23 protein-coding genes are annotated in these 19,630 nt (G+C 56.9%); 15 read left to right on the top strand and 8 right to left on the bottom strand.

The window, feature by feature from the left end; all coding sequences use genetic code 11:
* Position 1: 1 nt before the first annotated feature.
* A complete protein-coding gene (locus E8D52_18150) occupies positions 2–958 on the bottom strand; it encodes a D-glycerate dehydrogenase (protein ID TKB66276.1) in 957 nt (318 codons plus the stop codon).
* Between the two features lie 87 nt (positions 959–1,045).
* Here E8D52_18150 and E8D52_18145 point away from each other — a divergent pair, with 87 nt between their 5' ends.
* Together E8D52_18145 and E8D52_18140 are read left to right on the top strand one after the other, a co-directional pair.
* Positions 1,046–3,883 carry an FAD-binding oxidoreductase gene (locus E8D52_18145; protein ID TKB66275.1) on the top strand — a complete coding sequence of 946 codons (2,838 nt, stop codon included), beginning with the start codon at positions 1,046–1,048 and terminating at the stop codon, positions 3,881–3,883.
* 263 nt (positions 3,884–4,146) lie between these two features.
* Positions 4,147–4,452 (top strand): MoaD/ThiS family protein, encoded by a 306-nt coding sequence (locus E8D52_18140; protein ID TKB66274.1) that lies wholly within the window; start codon positions 4,147–4,149, stop codon positions 4,450–4,452.
* A 63-nt stretch (positions 4,453–4,515) separates the two neighbouring features.
* Here the strand turns inward: E8D52_18140 and E8D52_18135 are convergent, their stop codons facing one another.
* Positions 4,516–5,649, bottom strand: coding sequence for a YncE family protein (locus tag E8D52_18135; GenBank protein TKB66402.1), 1,134 nt, complete (start codon positions 5,647–5,649; stop codon positions 4,516–4,518).
* A gap of 200 nt (positions 5,650–5,849) precedes the next feature.
* Between E8D52_18135 and E8D52_18130 the strand changes: the two genes are divergently transcribed.
* From E8D52_18130 to E8D52_18115, 4 genes are all read left to right on the top strand, one after another.
* The gene (locus E8D52_18130; protein TKB66273.1) at positions 5,850–7,175 is read left to right on the top strand and encodes a dicarboxylate/amino acid:cation symporter; all 1,326 of its coding nucleotides are present in this window, start codon (positions 5,850–5,852) and stop codon (positions 7,173–7,175) included.
* A 107-nt stretch (positions 7,176–7,282) separates the two neighbouring features.
* Positions 7,283–7,828 (top strand): hypothetical protein, encoded by a 546-nt coding sequence (locus tag E8D52_18125; GenBank protein TKB66272.1) that lies wholly within the window; start codon positions 7,283–7,285, stop codon positions 7,826–7,828.
* Positions 7,825–8,094, top strand: a complete 270-nt coding sequence (locus tag E8D52_18120; GenBank protein TKB66271.1) for a hypothetical protein — start codon at positions 7,825–7,827, stop codon at positions 8,092–8,094. Before E8D52_18125 ends, E8D52_18120 begins: the two co-directional genes overlap by 4 nt.
* A 237-nt stretch (positions 8,095–8,331) precedes the next feature.
* A complete protein-coding gene (locus E8D52_18115; GenBank protein TKB66270.1) occupies positions 8,332–8,589 on the top strand; it encodes a DNA polymerase subunit beta in 258 nt (85 codons plus the stop codon).
* A gap of 78 nt (positions 8,590–8,667) precedes the next feature.
* On the opposite strand, the gene higA is transcribed toward E8D52_18115, so the two are convergent.
* Both higA and E8D52_18105 read right to left on the bottom strand, forming a co-directional pair.
* Positions 8,668–8,982, bottom strand: coding sequence for an addiction module antidote protein, HigA family (gene higA / locus E8D52_18110; GenBank protein ID TKB66269.1), 315 nt, complete (start codon positions 8,980–8,982; stop codon positions 8,668–8,670).
* A 12-nt stretch (positions 8,983–8,994) separates the two neighbouring features.
* Entirely contained in the window at positions 8,995–9,207 is a 213-nt protein-coding gene (locus tag E8D52_18105; GenBank protein ID TKB66268.1) for a type II toxin-antitoxin system RelE/ParE family toxin, read from the bottom strand.
* A 182-nt stretch (positions 9,208–9,389) separates the two neighbouring features.
* Between E8D52_18105 and E8D52_18100 the strand changes: the two genes are divergently transcribed.
* Both E8D52_18100 and E8D52_18095 read left to right on the top strand, forming a co-directional pair.
* A complete protein-coding gene (locus E8D52_18100) occupies positions 9,390–9,737 on the top strand; it encodes a type II toxin-antitoxin system RelE/ParE family toxin (GenBank protein TKB66267.1) in 348 nt (115 codons plus the stop codon).
* A gap of 15 nt (positions 9,738–9,752) precedes the next feature.
* Entirely contained in the window at positions 9,753–10,073 is a 321-nt protein-coding gene (locus E8D52_18095) for a transcriptional regulator (protein ID TKB66401.1), read from the top strand.
* Between the two features lie 185 nt (positions 10,074–10,258).
* Here E8D52_18095 and E8D52_18090 read toward each other — a convergent pair whose 3' ends face one another.
* Complete coding sequence (locus E8D52_18090) at positions 10,259–11,254, bottom strand: alpha/beta hydrolase (protein TKB66266.1); 996 nt, start codon at positions 11,252–11,254, stop codon at positions 10,259–10,261.
* Positions 11,255–11,798: 544 nt separating this feature from the next.
* Between E8D52_18090 and E8D52_18085 the strand changes: the two genes are divergently transcribed.
* Complete coding sequence (locus E8D52_18085; GenBank protein TKB66265.1) at positions 11,799–12,356, top strand: hypothetical protein; 558 nt, start codon at positions 11,799–11,801, stop codon at positions 12,354–12,356.
* Positions 12,290–12,949 carry a DUF4263 domain-containing protein gene (locus tag E8D52_18080; protein TKB66264.1) on the top strand — a complete coding sequence of 220 codons (660 nt, stop codon included), beginning with the start codon at positions 12,290–12,292 and terminating at the stop codon, positions 12,947–12,949. Before E8D52_18085 ends, E8D52_18080 begins: the two co-directional genes overlap by 67 nt.
* A gap of 29 nt (positions 12,950–12,978) precedes the next feature.
* On the opposite strand, the gene E8D52_18075 is transcribed toward E8D52_18080, so the two are convergent.
* Together E8D52_18075 and E8D52_18070 are read right to left on the bottom strand one after the other, a co-directional pair.
* Positions 12,979–13,983, bottom strand: a complete 1,005-nt coding sequence (locus E8D52_18075) for an IS30 family transposase (protein TKB66263.1) — start codon at positions 13,981–13,983, stop codon at positions 12,979–12,981.
* Between the two features lie 292 nt (positions 13,984–14,275).
* Entirely contained in the window at positions 14,276–14,545 is a 270-nt protein-coding gene (locus tag E8D52_18070; GenBank protein ID TKB66400.1) for a helix-turn-helix transcriptional regulator, read from the bottom strand.
* 305 nt (positions 14,546–14,850) lie between these two features.
* On the opposite strand from E8D52_18070, the gene E8D52_18065 reads away from it, so the two are divergent.
* Both E8D52_18065 and E8D52_18060 read left to right on the top strand, forming a co-directional pair.
* Complete coding sequence (locus E8D52_18065) at positions 14,851–15,225, top strand: hypothetical protein (protein TKB66399.1); 375 nt, start codon at positions 14,851–14,853, stop codon at positions 15,223–15,225.
* A gap of 345 nt (positions 15,226–15,570) precedes the next feature.
* Positions 15,571–16,152 carry a sel1 repeat family protein gene (locus E8D52_18060; protein TKB66262.1) on the top strand — a complete coding sequence of 194 codons (582 nt, stop codon included), beginning with the start codon at positions 15,571–15,573 and terminating at the stop codon, positions 16,150–16,152.
* A gap of 245 nt (positions 16,153–16,397) precedes the next feature.
* On the opposite strand, the gene E8D52_18055 is transcribed toward E8D52_18060, so the two are convergent.
* Positions 16,398–17,213, bottom strand: coding sequence for a hypothetical protein (locus tag E8D52_18055; protein ID TKB66261.1), 816 nt, complete (start codon positions 17,211–17,213; stop codon positions 16,398–16,400).
* Between the two features lie 290 nt (positions 17,214–17,503).
* Between E8D52_18055 and E8D52_18050 the strand changes: the two genes are divergently transcribed.
* The 3 genes from E8D52_18050 to E8D52_18040 all read left to right on the top strand — a co-directional run.
* The gene (locus E8D52_18050) at positions 17,504–17,809 is read left to right on the top strand and encodes a hypothetical protein (protein TKB66260.1); all 306 of its coding nucleotides are present in this window, start codon (positions 17,504–17,506) and stop codon (positions 17,807–17,809) included.
* A gap of 2 nt (positions 17,810–17,811) precedes the next feature.
* Complete coding sequence (locus E8D52_18045) at positions 17,812–18,957, top strand: glutathionylspermidine synthase family protein (GenBank protein ID TKB66259.1); 1,146 nt, start codon at positions 17,812–17,814, stop codon at positions 18,955–18,957.
* Positions 18,958–19,041: 84 nt separating this feature from the next.
* On the top strand, positions 19,042–19,630 hold a 589-nt coding region (locus E8D52_18040; GenBank protein ID TKB66398.1), incomplete at its 3' end, for a GTPase HflX.

The following is a 19,630-nucleotide window of genomic DNA, read 5'->3' as shown; positions in this document are numbered from 1 at the left end:
CTCAATTCACTCGATTCGGTGCCTGGCGTCCTCCCAACACGGCTGCAATATTGTCGAGGCAGATGAGCCCCATACGTACACGCGTCTCACATGTCGCCGATCCGAGGTGAGGAAGAAGAACCACATTCGGCAGAGCGCTCAACCCAGCAGAAACCATCGGTTCGTGTTCGTAGACATCCAACCCAGCGCCTGCGATCGTTTGTGCCTCAAGCGCCGACACCAACGCCACCTCATCAATCACTGGACCACGGGATGTGTTGATCAGGTAGGCGGTTGATTTCATCAGGGTCAGCTCGCGTCGGCCGATCAGGTGACGAGTCGTATCGGTGAGAGGGACGTGGAGCGAAAGAAAATCGGATTTCGCAAGGACCGTATCAAGGGGTTGCCATTCCCACATGACACTCGATGGGGCAGGGACGCGATGACGACCTGCATAGATCACGGGCATCCGAAATCCGGACGCTCGTTGCGCAACAGCCTGGCCAATGCGCCCCATGCCAACGATGCCCAGTGTTTTGCCAGAGACATCGGCGCCCAACAGTTGAGTTGGCGTCCACCCAGGCCAGTCGCCGGTCCGGATCCAGGTGTCTCCCTTCACGATATGCCGTGCCAGCGCCAGCAACACCGCCCACGTCAAATCGGCAGTAGCATCGGTGAGCACGTCCGGGGTATTGGTAATGGTGATACTACGTTGGGTTGCGGCAGGCACGTCGATGTTGTTGTAGCCGACTGCATAGTTAGCGATGATTTTGAGCCTTGTTGCATGGGACAATAACGAGGCGTCGATGCGATCCGTCAGTGTGCAAATCATGGCATCTGCTTGTGCAACACCTTGGTGAAGTTCCTCCAACGTTGGTGGCCGATCTGCTGGTGTGGCAGACACATGATAGTATCGCGGAATTGCGTCCAACACTGGCTGTGGTAACTGGCGGGTGATATATAAGTTCGAGCGATCCATAGTGCGATCTATTGTAGGAGAAATGGAATACAAGGACAACGACTGAAGATGTCTGAAGAATTCACTGAGTAGGAGACAGCACGATCCATGGCTACCTCTTCTCCACTAATCCAACCGACGCGTTCTCATGCAATCGGCAATGACCTTCGCGCCTTGTTAGGCTCGGAAAAAGTTAAAGACGATCGACCGACGCTCACCGCCTATGCGGTGGACGCCAGCATCTATCGTATTCCTCCACAGGCCGTCGTCCTCGTTGAGTCGGAAGATGACATTGCCACGACTATCGGCTATGCCCGGTCGCGAGGAATTCCGCTGACCCCTCGGGCAGCCGGCACCAATCTCACTGGTTCCGCGATCGGTTCGGGGATCATCCTTGACGTCTCACATCTCAATCGAATCCTTGAGGTGAATCAAGAGGAACAATGGGCGCGAGTTCAACCGGGAATCGTCCTGGCAGAATTGAACAAACAGCTCAATGCTCGCGGACTGATGTTTGGGCCAGACCCTTCAAGCGGCGACATGTGCAAACTGGGCGGCATGGTCGCCAACAATTCTTCAGGCCCCCATACGCTCCGCTACGGCTCGGTCAAAGACAATGTGCAGAGCATCCGGTTGTGCCTCACCTCATCCTCCTGGATTGAGGCGCGAGCCTATCCGCTGACTGATCCAACGCTTGAACGTTTGTTGACGATGGTGCCGGCCCTGCGCGATGTGCTGGTGCTGACGCAGGCCCACGCTGACCTCATCGCCGCGAAACGACCGACTGTCAGCAAGAATAGCTGCGGGTACAATCTCTTCGGAGTGGCTGATGGATTAGCACAGGAAGTGTTTGACTTACCCAAATTGTTCGTCGGCAGCGAAGGGACACTGGGTATCATGAGTGAAGCGACGTTGAGGCTGGTGAACAAACCGACGTCCACATTGACAGCGCTGCTGCATTTCAAACACTTGGAAGACGTGGGTCACGCGGTGCCGCAGATCTTGACCCTCCAGCCAAGTGCCTTGGAGGTCATGGATGCCAATACACTCAACTTAATCGGGCGGGCATCGCATGGCATTCCCGCTGATGCGGCAGCCACCCTCTTGCTTGAGCTGGATGCCGATTCGATTGAGATCGATCTCCAAGAGCAGGCCGATGCCCTTCGTACCATCTGTCGGCCCTACAAGCTGGCCTCGGAACCCACACTCGCATTCGATGCTGAACGAAGGGAACAACTGTGGAAGGCACGCAAGGCATTGTATCCGACCCTCTATCGATTCGACCCAAAGAAGAAACCGATTAATTTTGTCGATGATGTGGTCGTGCCAGCAGAGCGTATCAGCGAGTTGATCCGCTATCTCGAGGGCTTCTTTGGAAGCCAGCAGGTCCCGGTGGCCATCTTCGGCCATATTGGAAACGGGAATGCGCACATCGTCCCATTGTTGGACGTGAACGATCGTGGTGATTTTGAAAAAATGGTACAGGCCTACGAGGATGTCCATTCGACCGTGCTGAATCAGTTCGGCGGATCGATTTGCGGCGAGCATGGCGACGGTCGCATCCGGGCCGAATTGGTTCAACGCATGTTCGGGGAGGAACTCTACGGCCTTTTTGTGCAGGTCAAGAAGGCGTTCGATCCGGACAACATTCTGAACCCAGGGATCAAGCTGAGCGACGCGTCGTTTACAGACCACATCGACTACACCAGACTCGCAAAATCCTGCGCCACCTGTGCGAAGTGTAATTCGGTCTGTCCGGTGTATGACGTCTTTCAGTCCGAGGATATGAGTGCGCGCGGCTGGTTTGAAATTGTCACGGCGAATGACTACAGCTATCTCAATTCAAAACGCGTGGTAGAGGCCTGCCTCAACTGCAAATCGTGCCGGACGATCTGTCCCGCCGGCGTGGATGTGTCAGACCTGATTCTTCAGAAGCGGGCAGAACATCCCAACCGGTTGGCAGGCTGGATATTTCGACAGCAAGCAAAAGGATTCCACTTTGACGCATTCATGCACGTGCTGGCGAGCACACAACGACTGTGGGACCGTCCATTTGTGAGGAAGCTGGTGGAACGAATCACCGGGCCGATCATGAAGGCATTGGCTCCAACCGCTCGTTTGCCACATGATCTTGTGTTACCGAAACTGGCTCGACGCCACTTGCGCGAGCGATATGCGCATTTGGCCACGAGAGAAATAGAGGAGTCGCCAACGAGGACCGTCGCCTACTTCCACGGTTGTGCGGCCAACTATTTTGATGATGGAGTCGGTGACGCCGTCATCGAGGTCTTGAAGAAGCATGGGGTAGAGCCGGCCTTGCCTCCGCAACGTTGTTCAGGAACCCCAATTCAAACCTATGGGCATGTCGATCTGGTGCGTGATGGAGCCCGATTCAATCTACGGTCCTTCGCACCCTACGAAACCATCGTGACCGGTTGTGCCTCCTGCACCCTGATGCTGAAAGACTATCCCACGCTGTTCCCGGAAGGAGAGGAGCGGCAGCAGGCCGAATCGTTGGCCAAGAAAGTCGTGCATATTTCAGAATTCGTCGCCCGCTCCTCGGAGCACCCTCCAATGGCCAAGACTGGAGAAACCACGAAACGCGTCACCTACCATTCATCCTGCCATCTGCGGGCAGCCGGGGTGACCAAGGAACCGCGACAAGTCCTCTCCTCATTGCCTGGGGTCAATTTCGTCGAAATGCAGGATGCCGACCGTTGTGCCGGAGGCGCAGGCACCTACGTCGTCAAAGACTATGACACGTCGAAGAAGATCTTTGAGCGAAAATCCCGTGCCATCAATCAGAGCGGCGCAAACGTGGTCGCGACCAGTTGTCCAGCCTGCATGATTCAGCTGAAAAATGGATTAGATGAAGACGTCGAGGTCAAACACGTCGCGCAACTGCTTCAAGAGGCTTATCGAGCGGCCGAGGACGAGAAGAGCTGAGTCACGCTCCAAGCCCGCATTATTCATGAACGCTTCTACTACAACCGCCGATACGCCGCAGTGACAAGCCTGGCCGTGGTTGTCTCACGGCCGGGCGGACAGGCTCGCCCCTCGTGACCTCAACATACTGCTTCAAGTATGCCTCGGTCTCTCAGGGCTCCGCGTGCCCGTCTCGCTTGGCGTCTTGGCAGTTTCGTCACGAACCGTCATGAATAGTGCGGGCTAGATCGTGTATAGTAGCTCCGCACAAAGATGGGAATCATGTGGATGATAGGACTGGTGAATCGCTGATGGTGTCGGTGCAGATTTTTGGACAGACCCTCCGTGCGGTGGTCGAAGAGAGTGAGTTGGAGGTCCAGGTGATAGGTCCAACGACCGTGAAACAACTGATAGAAGCACACCCCATACAACTGGGCCCATTGCTGCACTATATCAAGAACCGAGAAGCGCTCATCACCATCAACAAGAAGATCGGGTCGGACGATTCACCTGTGCGCGACGGCGACGTCGTCAAAGTGTCATTCCAATCCCGCACGTCCTACGACGGCACACGCGACATCCCCACCTAGCAACCTGCTCCGTTCTCTCAGGCAGGAATCGCTGACAACAGAACGACCTTGCTGACAGTGCGGTTACTGCATGCTCCCACGTATCCCGCCCTTTTGAAAATTGTTGGGTAACAGCATGATGCAGTTGGGGTTGAACCCAGCGGCCTTCAGGGTATCAATGCTCCCCAGCACCTTGTCTTCTTGCAAATCGATGACCGTGATGGACCCGTCGCTCATGCCCTCCAGGTTGAGCAAGCTGTTCTGAACGAACAGGTACCGTTCATCCGGCGACAACACCGTGTGATGGGCGCCTTCCGCTGCGGGAAGGGCTTTGAGAAACTTCGGCTGACGCGGATTGCTGTTATCGTAGAGATTGACGAAGCCTGGTTTGGCGGTGGTGATGTAGAGTCGGTCGCCCCTCGCGTTATACAACATCTCGAGTGGGACTCCTTGTTGGCGCGGTCCAAAATCATCGACCTGTGTAAACGAAAACGATTTGCTGCTGGGATCCCACAGGCCGGCCCACAGAGTCCCTTCCATCATATTCGTGATATGGACCACTGGGGGATTCGTATTCGGGGCAAACATGACTTCCACGGGAGCGGATTTCGAGGGAGAAGGCTTTAGGGACACCTTGTGCGTGGACAAGACCTTGCCGGTGCTCGCCTCCAGAACCGTGACGGACTCTCCCATCTCCGACATGTCGGGCTTGACCGTGCTGGTGACCAACACGCGATCGATCCCATTATGGATGGCAATCCCGTGCGGATAGAGAATCTGCGCGGTCGGGTCCGATCCCCGCACGGTCTTGATCGGGCGATCCTGGACGGCGTCGCCCATGATGACGGTACTCGAACCCATGCAGGTGAGATACCAAGTCTTGTTATCTTCGGAGACGACCAGATCTTCCCCGACCTGACAGTCTGGCACAGCAATGGTACGCAGCCGGTAGGGGAAGCGTGTGAGATCGATTACGTACAGCTCACTTTTTCCCAAGGACGTGATATAGGCCTTCGTGTGATCGCGATTGAAGAAAATATGGTGAGCGACAAGGTCGGCGGGTAGGGGAATATCCATGAGAATCTTTCCGAAGTCTACCGACTTTGGATCGATCTCCATGATTGCAATGCCTTCCCGCCTGACCGTTTGACCTGGCTTACTTTCATAGTTGAGCAGCGCCAAAAGTTCCGCTGATGCCATCGATGTCATCGATGGCATCGAAAGCAACAGCGCTACAGTCGAAGCAATCAGTCGAAACCGATTCATGGAATCCTCCGTTTCAGATACACCCGAGACGTGATGAGCCTACGAACCTACGCCTCCCAAAATAGAGATGCAACTGGACGAAATCAGTCAGGGAGATGAGGGCGGACATGGTTTCTTTGAACGAAACCGAGTAAGCTGCCGCGGTCCCCACTATGACGACGCACGAAACCTCCCAACGTCATCCGTTTCCCCTCTATGCGCAGGTGCTTGTCGCCGTGATCTGTGGCACAACGCTTGGTGTGGTCTTTGGCCAAGAGCCCTATCTGGGTGGCCTGCGTAACGAGCAGCTGGGGCAACTTGGGCTCTGGGTGGTCTGGATGCTCAAGACACTGGCCATCCCCCTTATCTTTTTTGCGATCCTCGACGCCCTTCTTCGCACCAGTATCCCCCTGAGCCAGGGGACCAAGCTGCTGGTCATCTGTCTCGTAAACGTCTCCGTCGCCATGGCCATCGGCCTGGCCATCATGAATCTCTGGCAACCGGGCTTGGCCTGGCTGGGGCACGTGGATGAGCTGCTCCACCTCGTGCCTGGCTCCACACTCTCGTCGTCGGCGCTGGCCAACGTGCAAGCCGGATCGCAAAGCCCGATCCAGTATCTGGCGTCCTATATTCCCCGCACCCTCACGAACCCCTTTTCGAGTAACAACATCATCGGCGTCGTGCTCCTCGCCCTGCTCCTTGGCGGCACTCTGCGATACCTGCATGGCCAGTCAGACCAGACGGGTGGATTTGTTGCCGTGGTCGCACGGGGCATCGAACGGATCTATGGTTGGCTCGTGCAGATCCTTGAATGGATTATCCTGGCTGTCCCACTGGCCGTCTTCGGCGTCGTCGCACATGTCGTCGGCAAGTCCGGCGTGGGCGTCTTCTCCGTCCTCTGGATCTTTCTCGTGGCCATGCTCGCCGGCCTTGCGATCCATTCCCTTCTCTACTATCCGCTCGTCGCCTGGCTGGTGGGAAAGAAGTCACCGAAGAAGTATCTGGGGCAGGGGGCCGATGCCATCATGACGGCTGTCTCGTGTAACAGCAGCCTGGCCACCGTGCCCGTCACCCTCCGCTGTCTCGAACGGATGCAGGTCTCAGCGCAATCGGCGCGTCTCGCGGCCTGTGTCGGGACTAATCTCAATAACGACGGCATCACATTGTACGAAGCGATGGCCGCGCTTTTTCTCGCGCAAGCGCTGGGCTATGATCTCCCGATGGCGAAACAGGTCTTGATTGTCCTCGCCTCCATCATCGCCGGGGCCGGGGTCGCCGGCATACCGGAAGCGGGGTTGATCGTCTTGCCGCTAGTCTTAGCCGCCGCCGGTTTGCCGGATCAGGTCATCCTCGCCGCCATTCCCCTCATCATGACTGTGGATTGGATCATCGCCCGCGCCCGTTCCGGCGTGAACGTCATGAGCGACATGCTCGTGGCCATCCTACTCGACGTCGGGAAGACGAAGTCGGCATCAGCCATGCAGTCTATTGCCGAGTAGGTGGTGACGGAAGGAGCCACGCCAGTGAAGAACATGATTTATGGGAGGGAAACGGGTAAGCTCCACATCAAGACAATTTCGATTGGCAAACAGAGTGAGACGTATCTGTGAGTGATGAACTCGATGTTTTGCTGTCCGTGACTGCGAGGTTACAGGCAAGCGGTATTTTCTATATGGTGACCGGCTCTATGGCAGCGAACTTCTATGCCACCCCTCGCATGACGCGAGACATCGACCTGGTGGTTGAACTGTCGGACGCCGATATCGATCGTGTCGTCGGTCTCTTTCAAGATACGTACTACATCGATCCAGACATGGTGCAGCAGGCCATCCGAAACCGTTCCATGTTCAACATGATTCACAATGCGTTGGTGGTCAAAGTTGATTGCGTGGTTCGAAAAGATACCGACTATCGGCGGGAAGAGTTCGCACGGCGACGGACTATCACTCTTGCCGGCCAATCGGTGGCCATCGTGGCTCCCGAGGATCTGATCTTGTCAAAGTTGGACTGGGCAAGAGAGAGTCGCTCGCAGATGCAACTCGATGATGTGCGGAACTTGCTCCGGTCCGTGCAGGACTTGGACAGGGTCTATCTCAGTCATTGGGCCGATCGCTTAGGGCTGACCGCACTGTATCGTGAGGTCCATTCATGAACGATACCGCCCCAGAAATTGACGAGCAGTTTCGGGCCATGCTCCTGGCACGCACCGGTGAAGAACGACTAATCATGGGGTGTACAATGCGAGACACCTCCCGCGCCCTCGTCGAGGCGTCCCTCAGAGAACGCGACCCTCAAGCCACGGTCGAGGCCATTCGGAAAGGGCTCTTCCTGCGTTTCTACGGGCATGAGTTTGATCATGAAACTCGCGCCAAAATCCTCGCCGCTATCGAGTCTGCAGCCCGTCCCATCTCAAAGTAATATTCCTTCGCCAACCGTTTCCTTCCGAATCTCCGCCCGGTTGACCATTCAAGGCATGCTCAAACCTCGCACCCTTCGACGAGCTTACCTCGACTAGGCTCGCCGCAGGCCTTTCGACAAGCTCAAGACAAACAGGGCAAGGTCAGTCCTCAGTCCTGCTCTGGCGGCTTCAGCCAAGTGGGGCGTATTGCTGGAGTTCCCGGTCAGTTTTGGCTACATTAGGCACGGAGATACGTGATGAGCATCCGCCAATTACTTCAGTCCAAGCGAGGCCAAATTCTGCAAATAGCCGCGCGGCATGGAGCGCGAAAGGTGAGAGTGTTCGGATCGGTCGCGCGCGGCACTGCACACCTCGGCAGCGACATCGACTTTCTCGTCGACATGGATGAGGGCCGGAGCTTGCTCGACCATGCGGCGCTGATCCTTGACCTAGAGCGACTACTGAAGCGACCGGTGGATGCTGCCTCCGAGCGTGGACTCCGTCGACTGGTTTGAAAAGATGTGTTGAAGCGCCCTATGAGGGAAGATCGCGATCGTCGGGAGCCTCCGGCTCTTCTGCGCCCATAAGCAACCTTAGGCGGCAGACAGCGGAGTGATATGATTGATCGTCTTCTTGATAGTCCGTGCGGCTTTCCACAAATTAACTGCACGCTGGGCATTCAACCAGAATTCGGGGCTGTTGCCGAATAACCGCGAGAGCCGCAACGCCATCTCGGGACTGACCGCGCGTCGTTCCCGCAGCAGGTCGTTGACGGTTTGCCTGGACACCCGGAGCGATCTGGCAAAGCCGGACACCGTCAATCCATATTCAGGCAGGAAGTCCTCTCGCAGCATCACACCCGGATGAGTAGGCCGAACGTTTCGCACGCGTTTATTGGGTAGACTCATTAGCCACCTCGCTCAATGATAATCTGTAATCTCCACATCGTACGCATCTCCGTTCTTAAAGCGAAAGCAGATGCGCCATTGGTCATTAATAGAAATCGAGTGCTGACCCATCCGGTCGCGCTCCAGCTTACGTAAGGCCCGCTCCCACATATCAGGTGGAAACCGCTTAGATTTGCCGTTCTTGTACAGATTCCTTGTACGCTTGTCGGCAAAGGTCTTGATCACGGCCTAAGTGTAATGTGGTGCATGACACCTGTCAACTCGGGCCACTCCGCCCAGCATTCAGACTGAGGATTTAGCACTCAGTCCGTGGCCCTAATTCCTCCGTCCTTCCCCAGCCGCCTCAGCCTCCTTCACTTGGCAAATGCAGGCTCCGTCATTGCCATTATGGTAACTTATCTGTTACCATAGCATGTGTAAGAGTCAGGGTCTTAGAATATCTTGATGGGCGGGGGCGGTCGCCTTTTGCAGTGTGGTTTGACGGACTCAATGCAGCGGCCGCGGCGAAGGTCACCGCCACACTCTATCAGCTCGAGGCAGGGAACTGGTCACAGGTCAAAGAGGTAGGAGGTGGAGTCTTCGAGCGGAAGATAGACTGTGGTCCAGGCTATCGAGTCTACTTTGGAAAGGATGGGGAACGCCTCGTGATTCTCCTTGGTGGAAGCAGCAAGCAGCGGCAGCAACAAGCCATCGACGCCGCACACGAACGATGGGCCGACTATCGCCGTCGGAAAATCAAGAAGCCAGAGCGATAAGGAAACGGAGGAATGATGGCGCTCACACGAGAATTTAAAGATACGGTTGTCGTACGAGTCCAACGCGATCCTCGGTTTCGGGAAGCGCTCTTCATCGAGGCGATGAACGCTTATCTCGGAGGGGACACTGGTACGGGAAAAGCGATCCTCCGCGACCTGGTAAATGCGACGGTGGGCTTCGAGGAACTGGCGCATGTGCTTAAGAAGCCGAGCAAGAGCCTCCATCGCATGCTCGCCCCCCATGGTAACCCGAGCACTGAAAACTTTTTCGGGATCGTGCATGCGCTTCAGAAAAAGACCCGCGTCAGACTCCATGTCACGGCGAAGGCTAGCTGAGCGCCTTTGAGCGGGTGATGGACGAGGAACCGAAGGGGAGAAAGGCAAAGGCCGCCACGCAGCCTAGCGCGAGCTGTTGTGCCTCCTACCTGACAGTCTCTGTCAACCCTCCGTCCTTCCCGTGCGGCCTCACTCCCCAGCACTCAGCGCTCAGTCCTCGATACTCAGTCCTCAGCCCTCACAACTCAGTCCTTCGTGCGGTTCTGCCCCTTGCCTGTAACGTTGGCCAACGTTACCGCTTGGAGAAATTGCGTGATCTCACGCTTCACCTCCGCATCGTGGCCAAGCCAGCCGTGACCGCCGCTCTGAAACGTGACCAAGCGAGCACTCGGAATGTGCGTAGCGGCGTACGAAGCTCCCGCCAGCGTCCGGTACAGATCGTCCGCACAGCTCATGGCAAGCATTGGCACCGAGATCGTCTGGAGTTCTTTCGCACTCAGGGGGGCGGCCATCCGGGCATCGATGCGTAAGCCTTCAATCCGCCGGCTAACCGGAAAGATGTCTTGGATGATGCGGAGGGCTCGTGCCTGTTCGCTGGAATCGGCATTCCGATACACCTCGATCGGTGTCGCCAGGACCGATTCAATCAGCATGCGCGGAGCCACTCGCGTCACTGTCCAGATCAAGAAGTCTGACCCCAGCACATGGTCGAGCACAAACGACATGTAGGGTGACGGAGGGGTGGTGTCCTTCGTGGTTGTGCCGGGGGGAAAGGCCGCAGGGACGAGCAGGACTAAGGCGGAGCAACGGGCCGGAAAGTCCAGGCAGAACTGTATGGATGATGGCGCGCCGGCGGACACCCCAAACACGGCGGCAGTCGTGATCCCCAAGCTATCCAACAGGCACGCATGGGCCGCCGCCTGCTCTTTCACACCGGGATGGATGGGCGATGGTGTTCGGAGATAGCCAAACCGGGAGACAGCGACCACACGAAATCCGGCAGGAGCCAGCGTATTGCCAAAGTCCGCCATTTGCGGATAACCACCACCGGCTCCATGGATAGCGAGCACGGCCGGGCCCGATCCGACCTCCGAATACTCGATGAGGCCGCAGGCCGTGGTCGCAACGTGGCTGTCTCTGACCAGCCGTGCGGTGACCTCAGCACGATCGGACTCATAACGCGCAGACACCCATCCTGCAAGAGCCAGTAGGGTGATGACACATCCAATGACGTAGTTCATGGCCTGCGAGAATGCCTCACCATTCAAACGTGGGGAGTGTCCCCGACAGCACAAGCGCGGAAGCCCCGAACCACAACAGTCCCGGCCGGATAAAGAAGACAGGCTATTCTATGTTGTCGAAGCGTGCCGGTCTATGGCGTGGCGGAGCAGGGTATTGAAATCGTGAGCAGCGAGGGGAGTGGAGCACGCACCCCGCCGCTGGGTCCGAAAATGGGTTCTCACCGCGTGAGGCTGGTCGGATCTCGTCCCGAAGGTGTCAGAACAAGATTCCCGAGCCGTTGCTGGGTTCTGCCATAGGCCATACGCCATAAGCTCCCTGCCACATTTCCAGCCATCAGCTCTTAGCCGAGAGAGGCGTGATTTCTCAAGGAGAAAGGGGTAAGCTTCGGCCCGGTCGTTGATAGGAAGCCCGGCTTCCCTGCGCTTATCTCTGCAGAGCCAAGAATTGAAGCCTGCGGGCTCTGGATCAATGTATGATCGCAAGACCTGCCTCTCATTCTTGTGCAATAGATTCCAAAATCCTTCAAGAGGGAATGGGGCCTAGATGGACAAGCTCCGCATAAAGTCAACCTCTCTGTCTTCAGCCGAGTGCTCGGACATTGTCCTTCGCGAGACGAATATCACCCGCCTCGTGTTTCGGCCAATGCTGGTAGAGAACCCTTCCACCCCAGCAGCAGCGGTCAAGGGGACATTTATGTTTCTGCGGAAAGGCCCCAGGGACGAGTGGGTTGAGGTGGAGACCATCCCATTATCTCAATTGAAGAAAGGAGACGCCTACAAGCTCGCTATCGACTCTTCCGAAATCCTGCTTCTATACAAAAGTCTCACCGACCTCTACAAACTCCACTCGGGGTCTGGCATCCCTCTCGGGGACCATGAGTTCGTTCCAGTCAATCGGCAGCTGGCCGAAATCGCGCAAATGGCCCCCGGCGACCTCCAGAAGATTTTAGCAGCCAACCACGCGGTAGGTTCCTCGTTCCTTATGCGACTTATCACATGGGCAACCCACGCTGAAAACCCGGCTGCGCTCCTCGAATACCTAATCGAACTTCCTCCGCTAGCCTCCGTACGCTCAATATCGCGGTTAATCTCCAAAGCCTGAAAGCAGCCATTGTGCTTTGGCAATCCAACCAAACAACCGCAGACGAAGAGTTCTGGCAGCGAGCACTTACCGACAATTCTTTCGTCCTGGAACACGTGTTCTCCTGGCCGACCACAATCGTCCGAGGAAAGGCGTATGTGGGCGGTAAGTCCGTCATGAATACAGGCGGCAACGTAATTGACTTCCTAATGAATAATCAGGTAACCCGAAATGCTGCCCTCATTGAAATCAAAACGCCAACCACCCCCTTGATCGCTCCCCGGGAGTACCGCCGCGGAGTTTATCCACCATCCAGCGAGCTTACCGGTGGAGTCATGCAAGTGCTTAACTACAAGCACTCCCTCCAACAGGAGTATCACTCCATCACCCACGGTCAGGTAAATCCCTTCGATTCGTTCGATCCTCGTTGCGCGATTGTTGTAGGAAACGCTGGCCGCGAGCTTCTTAACGAGGACAAACGAAAGTCGTTTGAACTCTTCCGCAATCAGTTCTCCGGTGTCACCATCATCACCTATGACGAACTGTTCTCGCGGACTGAGCAGCTGATCCGCGTCTTGGAATCACCGAGATCGAGGCCTTCACGGCCTATCTAGGAAGCTAGTTTCCGGTGAGCGGCGCGAATTCAACTCATAAGTGCAATTTCTGCGGGTTGAATGAGCGGAACGAAGGTATTGGCAAAAAGCTCATTCGGTGTTTTGTAGTGCCTCGTCTTTCTGGGCCGATTGTTGAGGAGTGCGACGGCCTGTTGGATTTGCGCGGGCGTCACCGTCTTGAAGTTAGTACGCTTGGGAAAGAATTGGCGCAACAGGCCGTTGGTGTTCTCGTTGATCCCCCGCTCCCAGGATGCATAGGGCGTCGCGAAGTACGTCCTGGCCTTGAGGGCCGCCGCGATTTTCTCATGCTGGGTAAACTCAGTGCCGTTGTCGAAGGTGAGCGTCTTCACCTTATGCGCCAGAGGAGCCAGCAGCCCGATGATGGCTTGTTGGACAGACTCCGCCGTTTTCTGCACGACGGGGGCACAGAGCGTGAATAAGGATTTGCGCTCCACCAGGGTGACCAGTGCACTCGTGCGATCTCCCCCCACGAGGGTATCGCATTCCCAGTCTCCGATACGTCCCTTCTGCGCGACGATGGGTGGGCGGGCCTGAATTGGCGTACGATTGGGGATGCATGAAGCCCGAGCTCCCGAGCCGTACCGTTTGCGCCGCTTCTTCCCAGCATGGCGCAAGTATCCGCGTAACGGTCCATGGGTGTGCCCCGCCGTGTAGATGAAGCGATAGATGGTTTCATGGCTCCGCGCGATCGCATGGTGGGCCTTGAGATAGGCGCTGATTTGTTCCGGGCTCAGCCACTGTTTGAGCAGGGCCACAATGAAGGGCTCGGTATGCTTTGTCAGCTTGCGATGTTTACGCGCATTGGCCCAGCGTTGTCGTTGCCGTTGGAAATATCGCGCCCAGTCGTAGGTATACAGGTACGCGCTGGGCCACATATTGCGTCGCTGTTCTCGACCGATCGTCGCGGCATGGCGCCCAAGCGCGCGGGCAATCTCCACATTGCTCTTACCTTCGCGCACCGCCTGGTGAATGTAAAACCGTTCTTCATGGCTCAGATGTCGATAGCCGGTCATGGTGTAATGCCTCAAGTAGGGTGAGTGTGCTGGACATCCCAATACTAACCGAGTGTCTCGACTTGAGAAATTGCACTTATTGTATGAATGCGCGCGGTCGTGTAACAAAGAACAATGGGGTCAGACCTTGTACCGTGCATAGGATAGAGAAAATGCACGAGGAGTCTTGTCTTGCGCTTCAATCGGCATGAATCAACTCGATCTCGGTTCTATCGTCGTCAGAGTTGATGTCGGCGGTCCCAGGAATGGCTTTCATGTCGTCGCACTTGATTCGTCCAAAGAGTCGTCGCAGTTAGGCTGCGGACGGCTTGGCCACGTCCCAGCCTGGAAAGACTAGGACGGCTGGATGGCATTGCAGCACATGCGCCAGGGTTTTAGCTCGTTCGACGCCAAGATTGATGGTGTCGTTTTCAATCGCTGAGATTGTGGACTGTGGAATCTTGGCCCTTCGAGCCAGCTCGCTCTGCGTGAGTCCTTGTAACTCACGAACGATCCGAACGGACTCTCCAACTGAGACCATAACCCGAGCTTTTGCCGGACGAACGTCTTTCGTCTTCATCATTGCCTCCGATAATCGTGCGCGGTGATGTCCATGACCACCACCGGACTTCACACCGTTCTCGTTGAAGGACTGAGTCATCGACGTACCGGACGACAGCGCGGCACGGTCGCACTGAAGACTCACCATGATCGACGGCCACCGTTGTTGTCGACTGGTCCTGGGGAAATTCCAGGGTGATGCATGGTACAGTAACTTCAGCGAAAGCCGGAAGGCGCCATCTACGGTCCCTCACTCTGTAGCGGGGCGTTCACTGAGGTCGGTTCACTTCTTGTAAGATAAGGAGAATGCCAATGACACGATCTACCATGCCACGAGCTGTCGCACTTGCTTCCCTGTTCATCCTCGCCGCGGCCACAGTGCTGCCGTTGCAACCGGTCTTTGGTGAAGGCGGGGCCAGGCGGGATGTGGTGCGTGCGGAGGAGCAGCACCGCCAGGATGCCGTCACGCTTGCCACAGAGGCGGCTGACCATGGCCAACAGGGTCATGTGGGGGCACTCCTGACCAGTGCGGAAGCGGCACTCCAGTCTGCCCTGAAGGCCGGCGAGGCTCCGCATGTGGACGCAGGGATCAAGGAACTCAAACAGGCCATTGAGCATGGGAAAGCCGGTCATGCCGACGTGGCAAAGAAACACGCCGAACAAGCGGTTACACACCTGTCTGAAAAGTACCGGAGCAGATAGGCTGGCATAAAGTAGGGTGGGAGCCTTTGGTAGAAAGAATTGAGCGGCCCGAAGAAGAAATCAGTATGATCTTTTGCCGAGTCCCTCGCCGTTCACCACCGCCGTAGGTTTTGCGAACAACATCGGTCTCTCGCGTGACTGATAATGCTCATCCTATTTCTTGCTCACTCTGCTGGTCGCTCTGTCACAGACCTGCTTGGATCGCTGGTTGGTGTCGTGCTGTCTGTAGCCGTCTCTTATCTGATGCCCCCGCTCTTGCGCATGTGTGGCCGCTGGCTGCCTCATGGTTGATCTTGCACCTCCCAGCGCGATTCTTTTAGAATGCGCCATTTTCACGAGGAGCCTATGACGTTTCGATTCGCGAGTACCCTTGTGTTGTCGATCTTCTGTCTCGCCATGCCGGCATGGGCGGATTTTCAGGCTGGTATGACGGCCCATGACGCTGAAGACTACGCCACTGCCATGCGTGAGTGGCAGCCGCTGGCGGAGCAGGGCGATGCCGTGGCGCAGTATCACGTGGGGATGCTGTATCACAAGGGCCGGGGGGTGCCGCAGGACGATGCAGAAGCGAGAAAGTGGTATGCCAAAGCTGCGGCGCAGGGACACGCCAGGGCGCAGTTCAGCCTGGGCACCTTGTACTTTAATGGAGAAGGCGGTCCGAAGGACTATCAGCAAGCCCTACGATGGTTCCGTCTCGGGGCAAACCGAGGAGACGCGCTCGCTCAAACGAAACTCGGGATTATGTACGATGACGGGGAAGGCGTGCCGAAAGATAAAGTCCAGGGGTATAAGTGGGTCAGTCTGGCCGCGACGAACGGAGATAAGTCCGCGCCCATGCTGCGTGATATCTTGGCCAAAGGGATGACAGAGGCTCAAATTGCCAAGGCCAAGAAATTGGCGAGTGAGTGGAAACCGGAAGGCCAGTGAGAGTACGAGCATGAGGACGGGAGTACCTCAGCCTTCGTGATCCAGACGCGGCACGTGTGGGCCGGAATCGAATTGCGTGGCCGGTCACTGCAGCGGCTCTAAGCCCATTCATACAGTGGTGAATGAATGGGCTCTGGTTTCTGTGGCAGGGGGGCGATTGGTTGACCAGACAACCCACTCTCTTGGCTCGTTTCACCGTTCATATGTCACGTCTCATCCCGCCGGTTCCGCGCGTCCTGCTTTTCTTATTTCTGAATCGCTGAGAGCAGCCATGTGCCATCTTGCTCGCGCACGAAGGTCCAAATTTCGCGCGACTCAGTTGGCGTCTCTTCGCTGCCTGTGACGACATATCCTGGCTCTCCGCGCTGCTTGGTCAGGGACAGGTTGTAGTCACGGGCGCTCCAGCGGAGCCCTGCCGACACATAGTACGCGGTGCCTTCCATCCAGGCTTCCAGGACTTCGGCCTGGAGCAAGATCACATCTTCCACATGGTTCTGGATGTCCCGCTTGGTGTGATCAGTCAGGGTGGTGCTGAAGTAGTTCAGCATGTCCGGTGTCACGAATTGCCCCAATCCGGCCAGGTCTTGCCTGCTCCAGGCTGCATGGACGTCGCTCAGCAGTTGCTGGAAGGTGGCTTTATCCGCGGAGGTGACCTGTTCAATTGACAGGTTTCGTGTGTGTGTGAGAGACGGCGTTTCTGACCGGTTATCAAGGGCGGGGTCGCGCCCGGGGAGTCCGGAAAAGTCGGGGAGGGAGGGGCGCTGTATTTTGAGGTAGTAGAAAATTGTCGCCGCTCCCAGGAACAGCAGGAGCAAGAGAACGCCCACGGGTTCCAGAGTCTTGCTGGTATGGGCGGCCTCTGGGGACGGCCCATCGGCTTCGTTTGTCTGTGTGCGACCAGCTGGCGATTCGTCGGCGCTGCTGGTCTTTTGGATCGCTGCATTCCGCGACGAGCTAGAGCCGCTATTGAGAGAGCCGTTTTCTGCCTGGGCCGCAGAGGCGGAAAGAAGGCCGGTCAGTGACAACAGAATGGAGGCGGCGAGGAGGGGCATTCGGTTCACGGTCGCTCCTTGTGGTCATAGTTGCAAGATTCTAGGGTGCGAAACATGTTAGCAGCAATGGCCCATTGAAGTCGCAAAGAATGGAGGAGGCGGATCTTGAGCCGTGCAGGCACCTCTCTGACGGTGTGCGTTTGAGCATCAACAGCCGGTATCATGATGTGCCCGCAGTTGACTCACCCAGCGAGCCTTCAATCCGTGTAAGATGTCGCACGTGCCTGTCACGGCTGGCCGTGAGCTCAGCCCGTCTCCCTGTTCCTTCCCAGGTCTTCTGTTTTGAGTGAAAGGTTCCCATGGACAAGAAAAGGCCGGATGGGCCTGTGCCCAGCCCGCTGCCTCCTCATCTGCGGTATTCACCCGAGGTGCGGGTGAGTCTGGCCGCGGTGGCAGATGGCTTAGGAGCGATGGTATGGATCGCGGTCGGGCAGGGATCGGATGGGCCGTCTGTGCGAGGCGATCAGATGACCGACCTGGGATTGGTCGTTCCTGCCATACCGGGATTCGACATTCCATCAGGCGATGCTCTCACGGTCGTATGCCAACGCGGCGGCTTCGGCAGGACCGGCGGCCAATTCTATAAGCCGGAAGAGGGAACGTAGCCATGCATCGCCGTGTGAGGCAACCGCGCGCCGATTGGCCCGCGCAACTCGACCGAGTCGGCGTCACCTATCACAGTCTGGACGGCGGCTATTGGCGCGAAGATGTCGCCTATGAGTTGAGCGAGACGCAGGTCGACGGTCTCGCATCGGCCACGGGCTCGCTACATCGGCTCTGTATCGAGGCCGTCGAGCGGATCATCCGCGAGGATCGGTTTGCCGATCTCCATATTCTCGAACAGTGGCGGCCCCGGATCATCGATTCGTATGAGCGGCAGGAGCCGTCGCTCTATGGACGGTTTGATTTCTGGTATGACGGGATTAGGTCGCCGAAATTACTCGAGTACAACGCCGATACGCCCACTTCGTTGCTGGAAGCCGCAGTCGGGCAATGGGGATGGCTGCGAGAGACCTGTCCGGAGGCGGATCAATTCAACAGTCTGCATGAGCGGTTGATCGGACAGTGGCGCACGATTCGTCAGCAGTCCTCGAACGATCTGCTCCATTTGGCCTGTTTGGATGGGAGCGACGAGGACCGACAAACGGTGACCTATCTGGCCGATACGGCAAACCAGGCCGGGTGGCGCGTACAGACCTTGCCGATCGAACAGATTGGGTGGGAGCCGGAGCGGCGACGGTTTGTGGATCACCGGAACGAGCCGATCTCCGCGCTCTTCAAGCTCTATCCCTGGGAATGGATGTGTCAGGACGCCTTTGCGGCAGAGCTGCCCCGGTCTTCGATGATGGTGCTGGAGCCGGCCTGGAAGCAGGTGCTCAGCCACAAAGGTTTGCTGGCGTTGCTGTGGGAGTGGTATCCCGATCACCCGAACCTATTGCCCGCCTTCTTTTCTGGACCGGGGGACTGTGCGGCCTATGTCAAGAAGCCATTTTGGTCACGCGAAGGCGCCAATATCTCGATTGTGAATGGGGATCAGGTGCTGACGACCGCCGGGCCCTACAATGTGCAGCTCTCGGTTTATCAGCAATACATTCCGTTACCGGTATTCGAGGGATGGCACCCGGTGATCGGATCCTGGGTGGTCGGGGACGAGCCGGCGGGAATGGGGATTCGGGAAGATCGTGGTCTGATTCACGGAAATCAGAGCCGCTTCGTCCCGCACTTCGTTGTGAAAGACGTTCTCAATACATAACCGCGACGTGAGCTGCCCTAAACACAAAATTCCCTGTTAAGATCAGACCCCTTCACCCACAATGTAGCCCAGGAACAAGACACGATGACCACTCCCTCACAATCCCGTGCCGTGCTGGTGACGATTCAGACCCCTCGTGTGACGAGGGAGGAGCTGGAGAGCTCGCTGCACGAGCTCACACGTCTGGTAAAAACCCTCGGATACCACGTTGTCGGTCAGCTGACTCAAAAGCGGAGTTCCGATACATTTGCGACGGTCCTCGGGCAGGGCAAACTCACCGAATTAGCACGATGGACCGGTGGGCCGGGAACCATCGCGGCGTCATTTGGAAAACCGATGCACAAAGCGGCCTTGAAGCACGAGGCTGCTGTATCAGACGAAGCAGAGGAGTCAGAAGAACGCGAATCGGATGAACCGAGCGAGACCGTACCCAGCCCACGCGAGCAGGCGCAGATTGTTATCGTGGACTGTGATCTGTCGCCGTCACAATTGAAGAATCTCGAACGTGCCGCCGGCGTGCCGGTGCTTGATCGCACCGGGGTCATTATCGAGATTTTCAGTCGACATGCTCGAACCAGAGCAGCCCGACTCCAAGTGGAAATCGCAAGGCTCAATTATCTGGCACCACGAGTGCGCGAATCCGGTGGTGGGAGCGAGCGGCAAGGCGGGGGGG

It is taken from the genome of Nitrospira sp. (genome assembly GCA_005116745.1).
GTDB lineage: Bacteria > Nitrospirota > Nitrospiria > Nitrospirales > Nitrospiraceae > Nitrospira_D.
The sequence above is the reverse complement of the archived record's forward strand: the minus strand, read 5'-3'. Positions and strand labels throughout refer to the sequence as shown.

Excerpts from the sequence above, each read along its gene's own strand:
- E8D52_18120 (TKB66271.1), top strand. The coding sequence starts at position 7,825 with ATGAACGATACCGCCCCAGAAATTGACGAGCAGTTTCGGGCCATGCTC.
- E8D52_18085 (TKB66265.1), top strand. The coding sequence starts at position 11,799 with ATGGACAAGCTCCGCATAAAGTCAACCTCTCTGTCTTCAGCCGAGTGC.
- E8D52_18065 (TKB66399.1), top strand. The coding sequence starts at position 14,851 with ATGCCACGAGCTGTCGCACTTGCTTCCCTGTTCATCCTCGCCGCGGCC.
- E8D52_18050 (TKB66260.1), top strand. The coding sequence starts at position 17,504 with ATGGACAAGAAAAGGCCGGATGGGCCTGTGCCCAGCCCGCTGCCTCCT.
- E8D52_18045 (TKB66259.1), top strand. The coding sequence starts at position 17,812 with ATGCATCGCCGTGTGAGGCAACCGCGCGCCGATTGGCCCGCGCAACTC.
- higA (TKB66269.1), bottom strand. The coding sequence starts at position 8,982 with ATGAGTCTACCCAATAAACGCGTGCGAAACGTTCGGCCTACTCATCCG.
- E8D52_18070 (TKB66400.1), bottom strand. The coding sequence starts at position 14,545 with ATGATGAAGACGAAAGACGTTCGTCCGGCAAAAGCTCGGGTTATGGTC.
- E8D52_18135 (TKB66402.1), bottom strand. The coding sequence starts at position 5,649 with ATGCCATCGATGACATCGATGGCATCAGCGGAACTTTTGGCGCTGCTC.
- E8D52_18075 (TKB66263.1), bottom strand. The coding sequence starts at position 13,983 with ATGACCGGCTATCGACATCTGAGCCATGAAGAACGGTTTTACATTCAC.
- E8D52_18095 (TKB66401.1), top strand. The coding sequence starts at position 9,753 with ATGGCGCTCACACGAGAATTTAAAGATACGGTTGTCGTACGAGTCCAA.
- E8D52_18150 (TKB66276.1), bottom strand. The coding sequence starts at position 958 with ATGGATCGCTCGAACTTATATATCACCCGCCAGTTACCACAGCCAGTG.
- E8D52_18145 (TKB66275.1), top strand. The coding sequence starts at position 1,046 with ATGGCTACCTCTTCTCCACTAATCCAACCGACGCGTTCTCATGCAATC.
- E8D52_18090 (TKB66266.1), bottom strand. The coding sequence starts at position 11,254 with ATGAACTACGTCATTGGATGTGTCATCACCCTACTGGCTCTTGCAGGA.
- E8D52_18130 (TKB66273.1), top strand. The coding sequence starts at position 5,850 with ATGACGACGCACGAAACCTCCCAACGTCATCCGTTTCCCCTCTATGCG.
- E8D52_18060 (TKB66262.1), top strand. The coding sequence starts at position 15,571 with ATGACGTTTCGATTCGCGAGTACCCTTGTGTTGTCGATCTTCTGTCTC.
- E8D52_18115 (TKB66270.1), top strand. The coding sequence starts at position 8,332 with ATGAGCATCCGCCAATTACTTCAGTCCAAGCGAGGCCAAATTCTGCAA.